The following is a 16,518-nucleotide window of genomic DNA, read 5'->3' as shown; positions in this document are numbered from 1 at the left end:
TCAGGAACCCGGAGTGAGGGCTCAGTTGATCCCGCTCGGCGTGGACTGCGGGCTACGGCCGGCCAGCACGTCCTGGAGCCGCGGCGTGCCCTGCTGGACCGCGGCCACCGTACTGGCGTGGTCGACCCCGGCGAGCCCGCCGTTGGTGACCGTGATGGCGTCGGCGCCGATCCGCACCACGGCGACGTCCAGAGTGAGCGTGACGGGGTCGCCGTTCGTCGTCCCCTTCATGGTCACGGTCAGGGCCTTGACGTCGTCGCCCACCTTGGGCACCGAGGCCTCGACGACCTGCACGGTACGGTCACCGCCGCTGCCGCCGGTCACGGTGAACTGGTCGCAGTCGTCGGGCAGCGAACCCAGCCAGTCCATCGACTTCTCCAGGTCGGCCTGCTCGTAGGCGGCCACCTGGTACAGCAGTCGGGACTGCCCCTGCTGGAAGCCTCTGAGCGCCGACGCCCCGGACGGGTCGCCCAGCAGATCCTCGTCGTAGAGCGTGTCGATGAGGCGCTGGCACTGGGAGGCGTTCGACTTGCCCGAGATGAAGTCGTTCACGTCCACCTGGCCGATGAGGAGGGAGTCGCGCCAGTCCTGCGCGTCGTCCACCTGGTTCCAGTCGCCCTCCAGGTCGGCCTCGGTGATCAGCGCGGTCTGCGCGCCGGACTCCGTGAGGCTCGCTGCGGGCGACGGGCTGCCGCTGCCGGACCGCTCGGCCGACGGCGTGCCGGTGGCGGTCGGGCTGGTCTGCCGGGCGATCGGCTGCTCGGCGACGGGCCGTTTCGCGACGGCTGAGGCCGCGGTGTCCGACTCGGCCGTCGTGTCGTCGCCCCCGCCGGAGCAGGCCGCCGTGGCCAGCAGCGCCCCGGCGGCCAGGGCGCCGGCCAGAAGACGGGCGGGGCGGGCCGTTCGGACCGTGCTCCGGTGAGACCCGTGCGGCCGGTGTGACGGACGGGACGGACGGGGCGGACGAGAGGTGGTCACAGGTGCCTCCTGGAGACGGAACGGGTGCCGGACGCGTCCGCACGCGCCGGGCGTGGCGGCTGCCCCCCTGCCCTCCCACCGCACCACCGGCCCGGCCGTGTCACCAGCGCACTGGATCATCCGGGTGACGGAGAGCGCCCGCGACGGGCCCGGACGGAAGGCGAGGGGCGTTCGGCTGCGGCAGCCGCCGCCCCGCCGCTTAAATGCGAGGTGGGCGGGCCGGTCGCCGGGGCATGATGTCGGTTCCGTCGCCCGCCGCTCCCGCCCGCCGTTCACGTCCGGGCCGGGCGGCCGATCACCATCGGGGGCTCCCATGACCGTCCAGAGCGAGACCGTCCAGAGCGAGACCGTCCAGAGCGAGACCGTCCACGACGTGACCGTCCGGAACATCCTGCTGTCCGGCGTAGTCGGCTCGACCGCCTACGGACTCGCGCACGCGGGATCCGACGTGGACCGGCTCGGCATGTTCGCGGCCCCCACCGAGGACCTGCTCGGCCTGCACGGCCCGAAGGAGTCCCACGTCAGCACGGCGCCCGACCGCACCCTGCACGAGGCCGCCAAGTGGTGCCGGCTCGCCCTCGGCGGCAACCCCACCGTCATGGAACTCGTCTGGCTGCCCGACGACCTGTACGAGACGCGCACCCCGCTGGGCGACGAACTCATCGCCATCCGCGGGACGTTCCTCAGCGCACGCCGGATCCGTGACGCCTATCTCGGTTACGCCACCCAGCAGTTCCGCAAGCTGCAGAACCGCAACGACGGAGCCGGACCCGGCGCGGACACCACCGCCACCGGCAGACGCACCGCCAAGCACGCCCGGCATCTGAAGCGACTGTGCGAGCAGGGCTATGAGCTGTACGCGACGGGTGAGTTGACCATACGCGTCGACGACCCGGAGAGCTTCCACCGCTTCGGCGAGCAGGTGGCCGCCGATCCCGAGGCGGCGCTGCCGCTCCTGCGCCGCTACGAGGAAGCGTTCGCCGAAACACGGAGCCCCCTGCCCGAACACCCCGACGACACGGCCGCCGACGCCTGGCTGCGCCGCGTGCGGCGGCACTTCTACGCGGCTCGGGCGACGGCTGACGGCTGACGGGCTGACGGGTGATGGGGGGCGGGGTGACGGGGGAGGGGAGACGGGGACGGACGGATGCGAAAACCCCGTGCGGGGCCCGTCCGTCCCTCCCTACACTCACCACACATCACGCGTCCGCCCACGACAGGGCGAGCGCGTCATCAGGACGAAGACGAACAAGCGAGGGGAGCCGGCCATGCGTGAGCACACCGCTGCCGTCGTTCCCCCCTCCCGCTTCGAGGTGATCCTCGTGTCCCCGTCCGTCCGGTGCCCGCTGCGCGGCCGGCACCGGACGGCCTGACGGGACCGTCGCTTTCGAACACTTCGCACCGAGGCGTTTCCGCCGGTGTGTCGGCGTCATGTCCCGCAGGCGAATCGCGCTGCCCGTTTCCCGGAACACCCCGAAAGGCCAAGGGCCGTGCGCAACAACCTCGACCGTCACCTCGCCGCCGTGCGCAACCTGGGCATCCTCGCCCACGTCGACGCCGGCAAGACCACCGTCACCGAGCGGATCCTGTACGCCACCGGGACCACGCACAAGCGCGGCGAGGTCCACGACGGCACCACCGTCACCGACTTCGACCCCCAGGAACGCGACCGTGGCATCACCATCTTCGCGGCCGCCGTCAGCTGCGCCTGGCGGGACCATCGCGTCAACCTGATCGACACCCCGGGGCACGTCGACTTCGCCGACGAGGTGGAGCGTTCGCTGCGGGTGCTCGACGGGGCGGTCGCGGTGTTCGACGCCGTCGCGGGCGTGGAGCCGCAGAGCGAGTCGGTGTGGCGGCAGGCCGACCGGCACGGCGTGCCGAGGATCGCGTTCGTCAACAAGCTGGACCGTGCGGGCGCCGACCTCGACGCCGCCGTGGCGTCGATCCGCGAGCGCCTGCACCCCGTACCGCTGGTGGTCCAGCTGCCGATCGGCACGGAGGACGCCTTCACCGGCGTCGTCGACCTGCTCCGCATGCGTGCGCTGACCTGGGAGGACGGCGCAGAAGCGGCGACCGGGGGGCCTGTCCCCGATCAGCTGCGGGAGGAGGCGCTGCACCGGCGGCGACTGCTGGAGGAGGCCGTGGCGGAACGGCATCCGGCCGCGCTGGAGGAGTTCTGCGACCGGGAGACGCTCTCGGCGGCCACCCTGTCGTCGGCCCTGCGCGACCTGACGCGCACCGGTGACGGCGTGGTCGTGCTGTGCGGCTCGGCCTACCGCAACCGGGGCGTCGAGCCGCTGCTCGACGCGGTCGTCGACTACCTGCCCTCGCCCCTGGACGTGCCGGCCGTGCACGGTACGTACGACGGGGCCGACGAGCGGCGGCCGGCCGACCCGGGCGCGCCGTTCGCGGCCCTCGCGTTCAAGGTCGCCGCCACCCCCACCGGCCGGCTCACCTATGTGCGGGTGTACTCCGGCACGATCGAGAAGGGAGACACGGTGTGGGACGCGACCGCCGGGCGCGGCGAGCGGATCGGCCGGATCCTGCGCGTCCGGGCCGACCGGCACGCACAGTTGGAGCGGGCGGTCGCCGGGGACATCGTGGCCGTGGTGGGCCTGAAGTCGGCGCGGGCCGGCTCCACCCTGTGCGCGCCGGACGCCCCGCTCGTCCTGGAACCGCCCGGCGTCGCCGACCCCGTCGTCTCGGTGGCGGTCGAGCCACGCCGGAGCACGGACACCGAACGGCTGGTCACCGCGCTGGCCCGGCTGGCCGAGGAGGACCCGTCGCTGACGGTCCGCACCGACGCCGAGACCGGCCAGACGGTGCTGTCCGGCATGGGTGAACTGCACTTGGAGGTCGCGGTGGAGAAGATCCGTCGCGCTCTCGGGCTGGAGATCAACGTCGGCCGCCCACGCGTCACCTACCGCGAGACGGTGGCGCGCGGAGTGTCCGGTCTGGTCTTCCGGCACGTGAAACAGGACGGAGGGGCGGGCCAGTTCGCGCATGTCGTGCTCGATGTGGAGCCGCTGGAGGACGGGTTCGACTTCCGGTCCGCCGTCGTCGGCGGGCGGGTGCCGCAGGAGTACGTCCGCGCGGTCGAGGCCGGCTGCCGTGACGCGCTCGCCGAGGGCCCCCTCGGCGGGCACACGGTGACCGGGCTGCGCGTCACCCTGACCGACGGCGCCACCCATGTGAAGGACTCCTCGGAGATGGCCTTCCGCACGGCGGGCCGGCTCGCCCTCCGGGAAGCCCTGCGCGGTTGCGCGATGCAGTTGCTGGAGCCGGTCGTCGAGGTCACGGTGACCGTGCCCGAGGGCGCGGTCGGCGGGGTCCTCGGCGACCTCGCGGCCCGCCGCGGCCGGGTCACCGACTCGCAGGTGCGCGGGGGAGCGGCCGTGGTGACCGCGACCGTGCCGCTGGCCGAACTGTTCGGCTACGCGACCCGCCTGCGCAGCCGCACCCAGGGTCGCGGCGCCTTCACGGCCCGCCCCACCGGCTACGCCCCGGCGCCGACGGTGGCGGCGACGCCGTAGCGCGTGATCCCGCACGCGCCCGTCGCGGCGATCCATGCGATCGCCGCGGCCCCGGCCTCGACGGCTTCAGGCCCATGTGTGAGACCGGGACCCCCGGGTGACGGCCGGGCCGTGCGACCCACGCGCGGCCCGGCCGTCACGCCGAGGACGGCGACCCGGCAGACCGCGGCCCTTCACGGCGTGCGCTTGGTGGCCTGCGGCGGTCGACGGCCGTCACGGGGTGCTGAGCAGACGCCGGGCGGAGTCGTTGATCCATGCCCCGATCGTCTTGCGCAGGGTCTGGTTCTCCGCGAGGTGTTCCTCGTACCGCGGCCAGTGGGCGCGGGTCCGCTCGACCGTCTGCACCGCCTCCTCGCGCAGACGGGCGCCGGTCGTTCCGAAGCGGCGATCCAGGGCTCCTTCGAGCCGGTCGAAGGCCGCGAGCCGCACCCGGTCGAAGGACTTGGTGCCCCCGAACTTGAGCCCCAGGTCCTCGGGTTCGTCCCTGGGGGCGTAGGGGGCCGTGGACACCAGGTCGTACACCGGCGACAACGACGGGATCCGGCGGTCGCGGTAGATCAGGGACCAGTTCTTCAAGTGGGCGTCTCCGTTGCCCACCACGACGGAGAACGCTATGCGCCGGGCGGCCTCGCGCAGCGAGACCACGTCGTGGCCGCGATAGGCGATGGCCGCGACCGTCTCGAACGTCGACTGGTACTTGTCCTGCGGGTACTTGTCCCTGACCTGTGCGAAGTCCTCGATGTGGACAGGGGCGCGCTGTTCGTCCCGCGTGCGGTCGAAACGGCGGACGGCATAGGCCCATCGCTCGTCGTTCGGCCACATGCGGTCAGGCAGCCCTTCGAGTTCGTCCCGGTGCATGAGGCGTACCTCCGGGACGTCCAGGCCGACGGCCCTGGCCAGGGACATGACGGTGAACTCGTTGCGCGGTACGTCCGGATGACGGTAATCGGGGAACTTGACCAGCCAGTCGCCGTGCTCGCCGGCCGCGGGAACGGTGAGGCGGTCTCCCCTGGCCAGCATGGAGAACTTCAGGGCGACACCCGCCAGGGAGAACCGCCACGGCGAGTCGGAGGAGGGGAAGCCGTAGGTCCCGCCGGGGCGTCTTCCGGTCGTCGCGGACGGCTCGCCGTCAGGCCATTCCCAGCCGTCGTGGGGCCCGTCCGCCGGCAGGACCTGGACGGCGCCCGGCAGGTCGTGGCCGACCTGGGCCAGAAGTTCCATCTCGCGATCGAGGGAGACGCCACGGTCGTCGGCGATCCACTCCCGCAAGGGACCCTCGGGAAGGAGGTTGGAGAACCAGCGGGGCAGCCGCAGGGCGGACGCGTAGGGCGCGCGCAGGTCCTCCTCGAAGCGGAGCCCGAGGACCGGGCGCCCGGGGTCGGTGACGTAGGACTCGTTCACGACGAAACGCGTGTAGTCGCCCTTCTGGCAGAGCGTGCCGATCCGCCGCGAGTGCAGGAGCACGGCGTGGTACGTCTCCGGGAGCGTGTTCATGCGTGGCGGTGTCCTGTTCACGGGAGGCGGGACTGCTCAGAACAGCTCTTCGGACGTGTCGAGTTCGTCGAGGGCGTCGAAGTCCATCGAGTCCAACGAGGGAGTGTCCTCGTAGTCCCACTCGGCCATGCGCCCGAGGAAGTCCGCGAGATGCTGCTGGATGATCTGCTGACGCAGGTGGAGGAACCCTTCGCGATCCCCCTCGGCGAGAGCCTGACTGGTGTGCTGGTTCATGGTGTGCGACGCCAGGACCAGGTTCCAGGTCTCCTCGTCGAGGTGGGCAGGGCGACGCGCGAGCAGCGTGGTGATCTCCGAGACCGGGTCCTCCGCGCTGGGCAGGAACAGACGGTTCGCCGCGTACAGAACCTGCTGGGAGGTGAGCCCGCGAGGAAAGATCACGTGGGCCACCGTGCTGGCGGTCTTCTGATCGGCGAGCAGAGTCGAGAGGTTCTGCAGATCGACGGGCGCACCGGTGACCAGGGAACGGGGGCGCAGCGACCACCAGGAGCTCAGAATGACCTTTGCGGCCGCTTCGTTGGTCCGGAACCGCTCGATGGTCGGGATGGTCGGCTGGGCTTCGGCCATGGCGTCCATGAGGCCCATGATCGAACCGCGCTCGTCGCCCTTGCGGATGCGGGCGCACAGGACCCGCGACACCTGCGTGAAGCTGCCCTTGAAGACGGCGGGCCCGGACACGGCCACCCGCCAGTACAGCCGTCGCAACAGGCGGCGGGTGTTGGGCTCGGGGTCGGGGAAGTGGGCGAAGAAGCGGGTCAGGACGACGAGCAGCGCGCGGTAGACGAGCAGCGCGATGTGCGGAACCTCCGCCTCGGTCTGCAGGAAACCGATGGCGCGCACCAGAGCCTCTTCGCCCTCGCCGTAGGCCGCGTACTGGTCCTCGTCCTCGAACTCCGGGGCGGTACGGCGGCCCGTGGAGCTGAACTCGTTGCGGATGTCCCGCGACGGGTCCGGTCCACGGCGCGCGAGGATCGAGGCGAGGACGGTGTCCGTGTCGATGGTGCCGAAACCGGTCCTGGTGGCGATACGGTCGGCGATTCGGGAGAGGTTGAGCCGCTCCGCGGCGCCTTCTTCCGGGCCCGCGTACAGCGCGGAGAAGATCTCCGCGCGGTTGAGGCGCTTGCCGTAGTTGTTCATGCGGTCGAAGATGTCGGTCAGGATGTCGAGGTCGTCCTGGCGTACGAGATAGGCGGGCACCTTGTACTGACGCAGCGCGGTGGCCACCCGGTCGGCCTCGTCGAACAGGTCGGCGACCAGCTCGCCCTCCGTGCGGAACCAGCCGAGCAGCTTCTTCAGATCGAAGAGGACCGGCAGCGCGATGTGCTGGGGCTCACGGGTCTTGGGCTGGGCGATGAACCTCTTCTCCCTGAGGTCGTAATAGACGGAGAACGGCTCGTGGAGATGTCCCTCAGGGCTGAGAGCGTTGGCCAGACTGGTGATGCGCTGCTGCCCGTCCACCACCCAGAAGGCGTCGGGGGAGGCCGGCGCGTCGATCTTCAACTGGCCCAGGGTGAAGGAACGCGCGGGTGTCTTGCGGACCCACAGGAGCAGGTTCCCGATGGGGTAGCCCTTGACGATGCTGTCGAAGAGCCGGAGTACGTCGGTGGTGCCCCAGCGGAAGTCGCGCTGGAAGTGCGGCACGTGGATCCTGCCGTTCCAGGCCTGGGCCACCAGGTCGCCCAGTTCGTAGGTGGTCGCGCTGGGCTGGGTCTCCAGGCCTGTGGTGGTCATCTCCGTGTCCCCCTGGTCGGTGTATGTGATCAGGTTCGCCTGATGGCGGGCGATTGGCAACGTCTTTCGGATGATCCTCGCAGGCCGGCGGCCGGCGGGGTCGTCGCGGCCCGCCGGGGCCGGGTCACCGACTCGCAGGCGCACGAGGGAGCGGCCGTACCGCCGGCCGGACCGTTCGCCACCGCCCCCGCGACGGGAGCCGAGCCGGAGAGCGGGTCCGTACGCTGAGTCAGCGTACGGGCACTTTCTGTAGACGGTACGCGGATCTTGCCGCCAGTCTTGGTGATGACGAGGCGTGGGGGCCAGGAACAGCGCGTACGTGAACGGGAGGTGGCCGCGCATGACCGACAGCGGCATGAGCATGGACGGCGACGTCGAAGGCTTCGAGGAGGGCACGGCCGACGACGGCGGCTTCCTCTACGGGGACGACGACGAGGGGGGCGACGACGGTTCCGGCGACTGCGAGCCGGCCCGTGAGCCCGATCCCTCGGACAGTCTGCGCACCTGGGGCGCCGTCAGTCGGGCGCTCCGCGAGCACGCGGGGTACAGCCGGGCCGAGTTCGCCGAGCTCGTCCGCTTCTCCAAGCACACCGTGGAGTCCGTGGAGTTGGGGCGGCGTATGGCCGACGAGGCGTACGTCGAGCGGGCGGAGGAGGTGTCCGGGAACACGGGAGCGCTGCGCGCCTCGGCGAAGTTCGTGACGCGGGGCGACGTGGGCCTGGCGGCCTGGTTCCGGGAGTGGGCCCGGCTGGAGCGGAAGGCCGTGGGCCTGTACACCTACGAATGCCGCCTGGTGCCGGGCCTGTTGCAGTCGGCGGCGTACGCGCGGGCGGTGTTCGAGGGGACCGTCCCGCTCGTGCCGGACAGCCGGTTGCAGAGCTACATGGAGAGCCGGATGGAGCGGCAGCGGATGCTCACCGCGCGGCCCACGACGCCGTACGGCTTCATCGTCGAAGAGCACGTCCTCAGGCGGCGGTTCGGGGACGCGGAGCAGATGCGGGGCATGTTCGACCATGTGCTGGAGCTGACCGCGCCGCGCAACGTGTCGCTGCAGATCGTGCCGCTGGAGGCCGGACTGCACGCCTGCCTGGACGGGCCGGTTCGCCTGTTGGAGACGCCGAAGGGGCAGTGGCTCGCCTACTCCGAAGGCCAGCAGAACGGCCGTCTGATCTCCCGCGCGAAAGAGGTGAGGCTCCTCAGGCAGCGCTATGACACACTGCGCTCGCAGGCCCTGAACGCCAAGGAATCGCGGCGCCTGCTGGAGCGACTCCGAGGAGAACTATGAGCGCGACCGAACCGGCGTGGTTCAAGTCCAGCTACAGCGGCAGTCAGGGCGACGACTGTGTCGAGGTCGCCGTCACCCGACAGGCCGTGTGCGTGCGGGACTCCAAGGACGTGACGCGACCGCACTTCGCCGTCGGGCGTGAGGGCTGGGCGCGTTTCGTGGGGGCCTTGGACTCCGCGAGGCCCTTCACGGAGGCCTGAACGGCCCGAACCCATGTGTCCCGGCGGCGCGCGGCATCATGCGCCGCCGCCGGGTCCGTTCGGAGCATGACACTCATGACCGAGTTGAACGCGGCCTTGGCCCGGGCCACCTCGCCTTCGTGGCCGCAACGTGCCCGTGCCGGACGTGACCTCGCTGCCTTCGTCGACGTCCCCGAAGTCGCGGAAGCGGTGCTGGGGCTGTTGCTGGACGCCGAGGACACGGCGGTGACCCGGCAGACGGCGGAAACGTTGGCCCGGGTGGGGACGGCGGCCGCCATGAGGCTCATCGCCTCGGCGGTCGCCGAAGCCGACGACAACCAGGCCGACTGGATACGGACCGGGGTGCACGACGCCCTCGCGGACGGGGCTCCGCCGGACATCGTGGCGGCCCTCGATCCCTATTCTTGAGCGAGCGATCCAGATACGTTACCGTGAGGTCATGGCAAGGACCCGGGAATTCGACACCGAGGCGGCGGTGAGCCGCGCCATGGAGCTGTTCTGGACGCGCGGCTACGAGGCGACCTCGGTGCGCGATCTGACCCAGCACCTGGGGATCGGGCAAGGGTCCCTGTATGCCGCGTTCGACGGCAAGGACGGCCTGTACCGGGCCGCGCTGGAGCACTACCGCACCACCCTCGCGGCAGCCGCCCTGCGGAGCCTGGAGGAGGGGACGGACGCCCGCGCGGCGGTCCGTGCGCTGCTGACGGAGCGGATCCGCATCGCCGTCAGGAGCGGCGGCCAGGGCTGTCTGGCCGTCAACGCCGTCTGTGAGCGGGTTCCTCAGGACGAGGCGACCCGGCGCACCGTACGCGACATGCAGGACGCCGCCCGGGAAGCGCTCACCGAGGTGCTGCGGGCCGGGATGGAGCGTGGTGAGATCGCGGCGCGGCACGACCCGCACGCCGTCGCCGCGTTCCTGGTCACCTTCCTCAACGGGCTGCTGGTCTCCTCGAAGATCACGCCGGACGCGACCGCCCTCGAACCCCTCGTGGAGGTCGCGCTGACCGCCCTCGACTGAGGCCCCACCGCCTCGGCCGGACGTTTTCCATGCCTCGATTCTGTAACGCTCGATAAAGAAAAACATCCCCCACGGGCTGCGACGACACCCCCACCGACCCACCGCAGCCAGGAAAGAGCCACGTCATGATGTACGACCACACGACAGCCCCCCTGCGCACCGGCCGCGCCGCCGTGAACGGAACGAGCCTGCACTACCGGACGGCCGGGGCCGGCCCCGCCGTGGTGCTCCTGCACGGCGTGCCCAAGACCGGCTACCACTGGCGTCACCTGGTCCCGAAGCTGACGCCCCACCACACCGTCGTCGTGCCCGACCTGCGTGGCCTCGGTGACTCCGCCCGCCCCGCGGACGGCTACGACTCCGCGACGATGAGCGACGACGTCGCCGAGCTGATGGACCGTCTCGGACACGAGACCTACGCCGTGGTCGGCGAGGACTGGGGCGCGGTGATCGGCTACCAGCTCGCCGCCCGCCACCGTGACCACGCCACCTCCCTGGTCTTCGCCGAGGCCCTGTTCCCCGGCTTCGGCTTCGAGGACCACACGGCCCTCACCCCCGAGAACGTCTCCAGCGGCATGCACCTGTGGCACCTGGGCTTCTACTTCCAGCCCGACGTCCCCGAGATGCTGATCGCCGGGCACGAACGCGAACTGATCACCTACATGATCAAGAACGAGCGCAGTCACCCCGACACCGCCACCTCCGACGCCATCGAGGAGTACGTGCGCTGCTACTCCATGCCCGGCGGCATCCGCGCGATGCTCGCCGTCTACCGGGCGATGCTCACCGACGCCGCGCAGAACCGGAGTGCCGCCCGGCGGAAGCTCGACATCCCCGTCCTCGCGCTCGGCGGTTCCGCCTTCATCGGCGAACGCAACGAGTCCCAGGCGCGGTTCGTCGCCCATGACGTCACCGGACACGTCTTCGACGCGGGCCACGACCTCGCGGAGGAGGTGCCCGACGAGATGGCCGACGTCGTCCTGCCGTTCCTGGCCGCGAACCGATAGCAGGCCCCCGCTCCGCCCCGCCCCTGCTCCCGCCGTCGCCGACGGGGGCAGGGACTCACAGCCGTGCGGCCGCACACACAACCCACCCTCGCCCTTCCCCGTCCTAGGTGACGCGAAAGACGCTCCGGGACCGACGGGGCTTCTGCGCAAGGGGTTTTGAGGAGAGGGTCATTGATCCATGCCCGGCGAACAGGTGTGACCGTCGTGGCGGTGCTGGCGGCCCTGGTGGCCTCGTCCGGACCGGCACAGGCTCAACAGCCTTATGAATCAATGTTGTTGGAAGCGGTGAAGGGCGACCCGCTCCCGCCGGGGTGGCGGATCGACGGGGAGGCCGGGACGCGTGAGCTGGTCTGGCGTGCGCCGAAGGCCGTGCCCATGGGTGATGCGAGAGTCGAGTTCCGGGCCGGGGACCGTCCGTTGGGGGTGCCCAAGCCGGCGAGGGACGGGCGGACCTTCCGGCTCGGCCTCGAAGAGAAAGAGATACGGCCCGAGCAGTTGACGGACCTGCAAGTCACCGCCGCGGGGCGCCGGCTGGACGTGTCGGCCGACGACACCCCCGGCTCCGGCTCGCGCGTGGCACGGATGCCCGCGCAGGCGCCGGCGAACGGCGTCGACCCGGGCGAACCCGGCGCGTACCGCACGGTCGCCGGCGAGTACGACCTCGACCCGGTGCGCCTGCCCGGATACGCCACCCCGGTGGAGATGCGCGCCCAGGTGGTGGCGCCGAAGAACGCCGCCGGCAGCCGGCCGCTGGCGCTGTTCCTGCACGGCCGCCACGACACCTGCTACAAGCCGGGCTCCGAGGACGACATCAACGGTGACTGGCCCTGCGCGGACGGCTACAAGCCGATACCGAGCTACCTGGGTCATCTGCGCGACCAGCGACTGCTGGCTTCCCAGGGCTATGTGACGGTGTCGATCTCGGCGAACGGCGTCAACGCCCAGGACCTGGAGACCGAGGACGCCGGCGCGCAGGCGCGTTCCTCGCTGGTACGGCAGCACCTCGCCCACTGGGCCGACTGGAGTGCCCACCGCTCCACCGCCCCGGCCGTCGTACGCGAGGCGGTGAAGGCGGACCTCTCCCGAGTCCTGCTCGTCGGCCACTCGCGCGGTGGCGAGGGCGTCAACCGGGCCGCCATGGACAGCCTCTACCCGCCGCCGGCCGCCGAGGACGGCTACCGGGGTCCGGTGCGCTGGAAGGTGCGAGGGACCGTGCTCATCGGCCCGACGATCTTCGGCCAGAACCCGGTCGCCGACGTGCCGTCCGTGACGCTGCTGCCGGGCTGCGACGGCGATGTGTCGGACCTTCAGGGCGAGGGCTTCGTCGACGGGACGCGCGGGGTCAGCCGGGGCACGGCTCTGCACAGCGCGGTCTACATGGTCGGCGCCAACCACAACTACTTCAACAGCGAGTGGACCCCGGGCGAGGCCGTCGCATCGGCCAGGGACGACTTCGGCGACGACCCGGAGCAGCCGGACCCGGTGTGCGCGCCGGGCGCCGCGACCCGGCTGACCGCCGCCCAGCAGCACAAGGCGGGCGCCACGTACATCGCCGCCGCGGCCCGGCTCTTCCTCGCCGGCGACGACCGGGTGCTCCCGCTGCTCGACGGTTCCGGCCGGCGGGCCCCGTCCGCCGACCCGGCCCGGGTGCTGACCCACGCGGTCGGCGGCCGCCGCAGCGCCGGCTTCCTGCCGGACGGCGGGGCGCAGGTGACCGGCGCCCGGCTGTGTTCGGCGGTCGACCCCGACCCGGCCGTGGCCTGTCTGGACCCGGATGCCGCCGGATCGTCACCGCACTTCGCGTCGTGGGAGACGCAACAGGAGACCGGTCGCAGCGCGGTGCACCTGAAGTGGTCCGTTCCGGGCGCGGCCGCGCGTGTCACCCCGGCCGTGCCGCTCTCCCTCCGCGGCTCCCAGAAGCTCGCGCTCCGGGTCTTCGTGCCGCCGAACACCACCGGCACGACGTTCGACGTGTCCGTCACCGACTCCTCTGACCGTCGGGTGACGCTGGGCTCGGTCCGGGTGGACGGGCTCCCGGGTTCCGCGAACACCGCCTCCCACTGGGCTCAGGAGCTGCGCGTCCCGCTGTCGGCCGCGACCCGCGCCGGGCTCGACCTCGGGCACGTCGAATCCCTCGAGCTGACGCCCCGTTCACGGTCCGGGCAGGCCTGGCTGATGGACGCCTGGGGCTGGGCGCCCGGCACTTCGGCGGTGAAGGCGACCGCACTGGCGCGTGTCGACGTGGGCCGCGCCATGGTCGAGGAGGGCGACTCGGGCACCCGCACCTACCGCATCCCCGTCGAGGTCTCCGGGCACGGCGGCGGGCAGGTCCGCGTGTACGTCATCGACCCCGCCGGCGGCCGGGCCGAGAACCGCCTCGTGACCGTACGGCCCGGTGGCGACACGGTCGACGTGCCGGTCGAGGTGAAGGGCGACACGGCCTACGGCGACGACGTGGAACACGACATCGCCGTCAAGGCCGTTCGGGGCGCCGTCGTCGGCAAGCACCGGGGCGGGATCACCGTGAAGAACGACGACCCCGCGCCGGTGGTCACCCTGTCGCCGGTCGCTGACCGGGTGAGCGAGGGCGGGACGCTGACCTGGCGGCTGTCCGTGGACGCGCCCGCGGCGGCGGACCTCTGGGAGCCGGTGCGGGTGCTTCCGGTCACCCAGGGAGCCGAGCTGTCCACGAAGGACGTGGACCCGCGGTGGCTCAAGGACTTCTCCGGTGACGTGCCCGACCCCGAGCGGCCGCTCTCCGACGCGCACTTGTGGGTGTGGCTCAACATCCCGCCCGGGAGCACCGGCGTGGACTTCGCCGTGCCGACCGTGCGGGACCAGGTGGCCGAGCCGGCCGAATCGACGCGTCTCGCGCTGACCGACCGCCGCGCCGAGCCGCTGCCCGACAGGCCGGTGCTGACGGGGACGGTGCTCGACCAGCCGTGAGCGCCATGGCAGGGCGATGAACGAAGGGGTGGTGAGCGCCCCGTGGCGCGGGGTCCGGTTCGTCCGGGCCCCGCGTTGTCGCAGGGTCGCGCGCGTCACACTCCGCCCTGGTTTTGAAAATGAATATCATGTGGGTAAGTTGAGGGGTGTCGAGCCGGCGGGGAGGAGGGCAAGTGATCAAGTGGTTTCCGCTTACTGCCTATGATGTGCAAGTGCCTGACTACTGCATTCAGACCGCCCGCCCCTGCGACCTCGACGGAGCCCGGGCCCTCATGCTCGACACCGTCTACCGCGACTTCGGCACCGGGTACGTGCCGCGCTGGCACGGCGACATCATCGATCCGGCCGCCGCGTACCTGATCCCCGACCGGCACACGCTGCTGGTCGCGCTGGACGCGGACGGCGAGGTCGTCGCCACGGGCGCGCTGAACTCGCGCGGTCCGCTGCATCCGCCGAACCCCCGGCACATCGCCGAGCGCTATCCGTCCGGCGCCACCGCGCAGTTGCGTCGCGTGTACGTCCGCCGCGCACACCGCCGGCGCGGACTCGCCCGGCGGCTGGTCGCCGACCTGCTCGCCTTCGCGGCGGCGGACGGCGGCTACCGCTCCGTCTACCTGCACACGGACCCGTCGGTCGAAGGCGCCGAAGGTTTCTGGCGGTCGATCGGAACCGTCGTGCACGACGAGCGCGAGAACCCCGGCGCCGCCCACCAAGTCGTGCACTTCGACGTCCCCTTCGACGCCCTCCGCTCCGACGCACCCGCACCCCACCACGTCATAGGCCGGTAAATCCCATGCGCTTCCCCCGCCGTCGGCGGCTCGCCGCCACCCTCGTGCTCGCCCCGACGCTCGCCCCGCTCCTGTCCGGCTGCTTCGCCTCCGGCGGCGGCAGCGGTGAGGCGGCCGACGCGAAGGACGGGTCCCGGCTGCGGGTCGCCCTGGCCTTCCCGCCCGCCGAGAACCTCTCTCCGTACGGCGCCGACGCCACCCTCCTCAGCCGGCTCGGCGTCACCGAGGGCCTGACCGCCCTCGACGGCAACGGCGCGGCCGCCCCCGCGCTCGCCTCCTCCTGGCGCCGTGAGAACGACCGCACCTGGCTGTTCACCCTGCGCGAGGCCGACTTCCAGGACGGCACCGCACTCACCCCGGCCGCCGTAGCAGCCTCCCTCACCCACGCCACCCGGGCCGAGCCCGCCCCCGCCGCCCTCTCCGGCGTCGCCCTCACCGCCGAGGCCGACGGCGCCACCGGCGTCCGCGTCACCACCGCCGCCCCCGACCCGGCGCTGCCGCTGCGTCTGTCCAGCCCGAGCCTCGCCGTCCTCGCCCCCAAGGCCTACGACGCCAAGGGCGCCGCCGACCCGGTCGGCACCGCCACCGGCCCCTTCCGGCTGACCAAGGTCAACGGCAGCACCAGCGCCGACCTCGACCGCTTCGACGACTACTGGGGCGGCCGCGCCCAGGCGTCCGGCATCGACGCCCGCTTCATCGCCGACGGCACCGCCCGGGCCAACGCCCTGCGCACCGGACAGGTCGACGTCGCCGAGGCGATCCCCGTGTCGCAGGCCGCCACCCTCGAAGCGGACACCCGCCGCGAGACCGCCACCACCCGCACCACCAGCCTGCAGCTCAACGCCAAGTCCGGCGTCTTCAAGGACCCTTCGCTGCGCGCCGCCGCCCGCGAAGCCGTCGACGCCTCCGTCCTCGCCAAGGGCGTCTACGAAGGCCACGCCGACGCCGGCGCCGGCATCTACGGACCCGCCCTGACCTGGGCCCAGGGCAAGCGCGTCCCGCCGATCGGCCGGGCCCCGGCCGGCAAGCCCGCCGGCACCCCCATCACCCTCGCCACCTACGACAACCGGCCCGAACTTCCCGAAGTGGCACAGGTGTTGAAACAGCAGCTGGAGAAGGCCGGCTTCAAGGTCAAGCTGGAGGTGCGCGAGTACTCACGCCTGGAGAGCGACGCCCTCGCCGGGAAGTTCGACGCCGTCGTCGGGGCCCGCAATAGCCTCCTCGACACCGGCGACCCGGTCGCGGTCCTCAGCAGCGACTACACCTGCGCCGGGAGCTACAACCTCGCCCAGCTCTGCGACAAGAAGGTCGACCAGGCCGTCGCGAAGGCGCAGGGCGTCGCCGACACGGCGAAGCGACAGGACGCGGTCATGGCCGCCGAGGCCGCCGTCCTCGGCACCGACGCCGTCGTGCCGCTGGTCCACCAGCGTGTCATCACGGGCGTCGGCGCCGAGGCGAGCGGTGTGATCCTCGATCCCTACGAGCGCACCCTCGTCGGCACCGGCACCCGGCGCTGA

General features: G+C 71.8%; 13 protein-coding genes. 10 read left to right on the top strand and 3 right to left on the bottom strand.

Translation table 11 applies throughout. The annotated features are described in order from the left end of the window. Positions 1 to 21 precede the first annotated feature (21 nt). A complete protein-coding gene (locus tag ACIRS4_RS05250; RefSeq protein WP_404190258.1) occupies positions 22 to 978 on the bottom strand; it encodes a hypothetical protein in 957 nt (318 codons plus the stop codon). Positions 979 to 1,291: 313 nt separating this feature from the next. On the opposite strand from ACIRS4_RS05250, the gene ACIRS4_RS05245 reads away from it, so the two are divergent. Next, positions 1,292 to 2,068 carry a DNA polymerase beta superfamily protein gene (locus tag ACIRS4_RS05245; RefSeq protein WP_404190254.1) on the top strand — a complete coding sequence of 259 codons (777 nt, stop codon included), beginning with the start codon at positions 1,292 to 1,294 and terminating at the stop codon, positions 2,066 to 2,068. A gap of 400 nt (positions 2,069 to 2,468) precedes the next feature. After that, positions 2,469 to 4,514, top strand: coding sequence for an elongation factor G (fusA, locus tag ACIRS4_RS05240; RefSeq protein ID WP_404190252.1), 2,046 nt, complete (start codon positions 2,469 to 2,471; stop codon positions 4,512 to 4,514). 213 nt (positions 4,515 to 4,727) lie between these two features. Here the strand turns inward: fusA and ACIRS4_RS05235 are convergent, their stop codons facing one another. After that, a complete protein-coding gene (locus tag ACIRS4_RS05235) occupies positions 4,728 to 6,008 on the bottom strand; it encodes a type II toxin-antitoxin system HipA family toxin (RefSeq protein ID WP_404190250.1) in 1,281 nt (426 codons plus the stop codon). Positions 6,009 to 6,044: 36 nt separating this feature from the next. Continuing rightward, complete coding sequence (locus ACIRS4_RS05230) at positions 6,045 to 7,757, bottom strand: DUF262 domain-containing protein (RefSeq protein WP_404190247.1); 1,713 nt, start codon at positions 7,755 to 7,757, stop codon at positions 6,045 to 6,047. 340 nt (positions 7,758 to 8,097) lie between these two features. Here ACIRS4_RS05230 and ACIRS4_RS05225 point away from each other — a divergent pair, with 340 nt between their 5' ends. The 8 genes from ACIRS4_RS05225 (at position 8,098) to ACIRS4_RS05190 (ending at position 16,518) form a co-directional block, all read left to right on the top strand. Next, on the top strand, positions 8,098 to 9,042 hold the full coding sequence (locus ACIRS4_RS05225) for a helix-turn-helix domain-containing protein (RefSeq protein WP_404190244.1): 945 nt from the start codon (positions 8,098 to 8,100) through the stop codon (positions 9,040 to 9,042). Then, entirely contained in the window at positions 9,039 to 9,242 is a 204-nt protein-coding gene (locus ACIRS4_RS05220; protein WP_404190241.1) for a DUF397 domain-containing protein, read from the top strand. The genes ACIRS4_RS05225 and ACIRS4_RS05220 overlap by 4 nt, the downstream gene beginning before the upstream one ends. Before the next feature lie 75 nt (positions 9,243 to 9,317). Next, positions 9,318 to 9,650: a hypothetical protein gene (locus tag ACIRS4_RS05215; protein WP_404190238.1), complete on the top strand. Its 333-nt coding sequence runs from the start codon at positions 9,318 to 9,320 to the stop codon at positions 9,648 to 9,650. A gap of 31 nt (positions 9,651 to 9,681) precedes the next feature. After that, positions 9,682 to 10,260, top strand: a complete 579-nt coding sequence (locus ACIRS4_RS05210; protein WP_404190235.1) for a TetR/AcrR family transcriptional regulator — start codon at positions 9,682 to 9,684, stop codon at positions 10,258 to 10,260. 125 nt (positions 10,261 to 10,385) lie between these two features. Beyond that, complete coding sequence (locus tag ACIRS4_RS05205; protein WP_404190232.1) at positions 10,386 to 11,267, top strand: alpha/beta fold hydrolase; 882 nt, start codon at positions 10,386 to 10,388, stop codon at positions 11,265 to 11,267. Positions 11,268 to 11,462: 195 nt separating this feature from the next. Continuing rightward, positions 11,463 to 14,213: a hypothetical protein gene (locus tag ACIRS4_RS05200; RefSeq protein ID WP_404191042.1), complete on the top strand. Its 2,751-nt coding sequence runs from the start codon at positions 11,463 to 11,465 to the stop codon at positions 14,211 to 14,213. 212 nt (positions 14,214 to 14,425) lie between these two features. Next, on the top strand, positions 14,426 to 15,001 hold the full coding sequence (locus tag ACIRS4_RS05195) for a GNAT family N-acetyltransferase (protein ID WP_404190230.1): 576 nt from the start codon (positions 14,426 to 14,428) through the stop codon (positions 14,999 to 15,001). Positions 15,002 to 15,006: 5 nt separating this feature from the next. Continuing rightward, entirely contained in the window at positions 15,007 to 16,518 is a 1,512-nt protein-coding gene (locus ACIRS4_RS05190; protein WP_404190227.1) for an ABC transporter substrate-binding protein, read from the top strand.

The organism is Streptomyces sp. NPDC101166 (genome assembly GCF_044768125.1).
GTDB lineage: Bacteria > Actinomycetota > Actinomycetes > Streptomycetales > Streptomycetaceae > Streptomyces.
Note: the sequence above shows the minus strand (reverse complement) of the source record. Positions and strands in the feature narration are given on the sequence as shown.

Excerpts from the sequence above, each read along its gene's own strand:
- ACIRS4_RS05245 (WP_404190254.1), top strand. The coding sequence starts at position 1,292 with ATGACCGTCCAGAGCGAGACCGTCCAGAGCGAGACCGTCCAGAGCGAG.
- ACIRS4_RS05230 (WP_404190247.1), bottom strand. The coding sequence starts at position 7,757 with ATGACCACCACAGGCCTGGAGACCCAGCCCAGCGCGACCACCTACGAA.
- ACIRS4_RS05190 (WP_404190227.1), top strand. The coding sequence starts at position 15,007 with ATGCGCTTCCCCCGCCGTCGGCGGCTCGCCGCCACCCTCGTGCTCGCC.
- ACIRS4_RS05210 (WP_404190235.1), top strand. The coding sequence starts at position 9,682 with ATGGCAAGGACCCGGGAATTCGACACCGAGGCGGCGGTGAGCCGCGCC.
- ACIRS4_RS05225 (WP_404190244.1), top strand. The coding sequence starts at position 8,098 with ATGACCGACAGCGGCATGAGCATGGACGGCGACGTCGAAGGCTTCGAG.
- ACIRS4_RS05205 (WP_404190232.1), top strand. The coding sequence starts at position 10,386 with ATGATGTACGACCACACGACAGCCCCCCTGCGCACCGGCCGCGCCGCC.
- ACIRS4_RS05220 (WP_404190241.1), top strand. The coding sequence starts at position 9,039 with ATGAGCGCGACCGAACCGGCGTGGTTCAAGTCCAGCTACAGCGGCAGT.
- ACIRS4_RS05215 (WP_404190238.1), top strand. The coding sequence starts at position 9,318 with ATGACCGAGTTGAACGCGGCCTTGGCCCGGGCCACCTCGCCTTCGTGG.
- ACIRS4_RS05235 (WP_404190250.1), bottom strand. The coding sequence starts at position 6,008 with ATGAACACGCTCCCGGAGACGTACCACGCCGTGCTCCTGCACTCGCGG.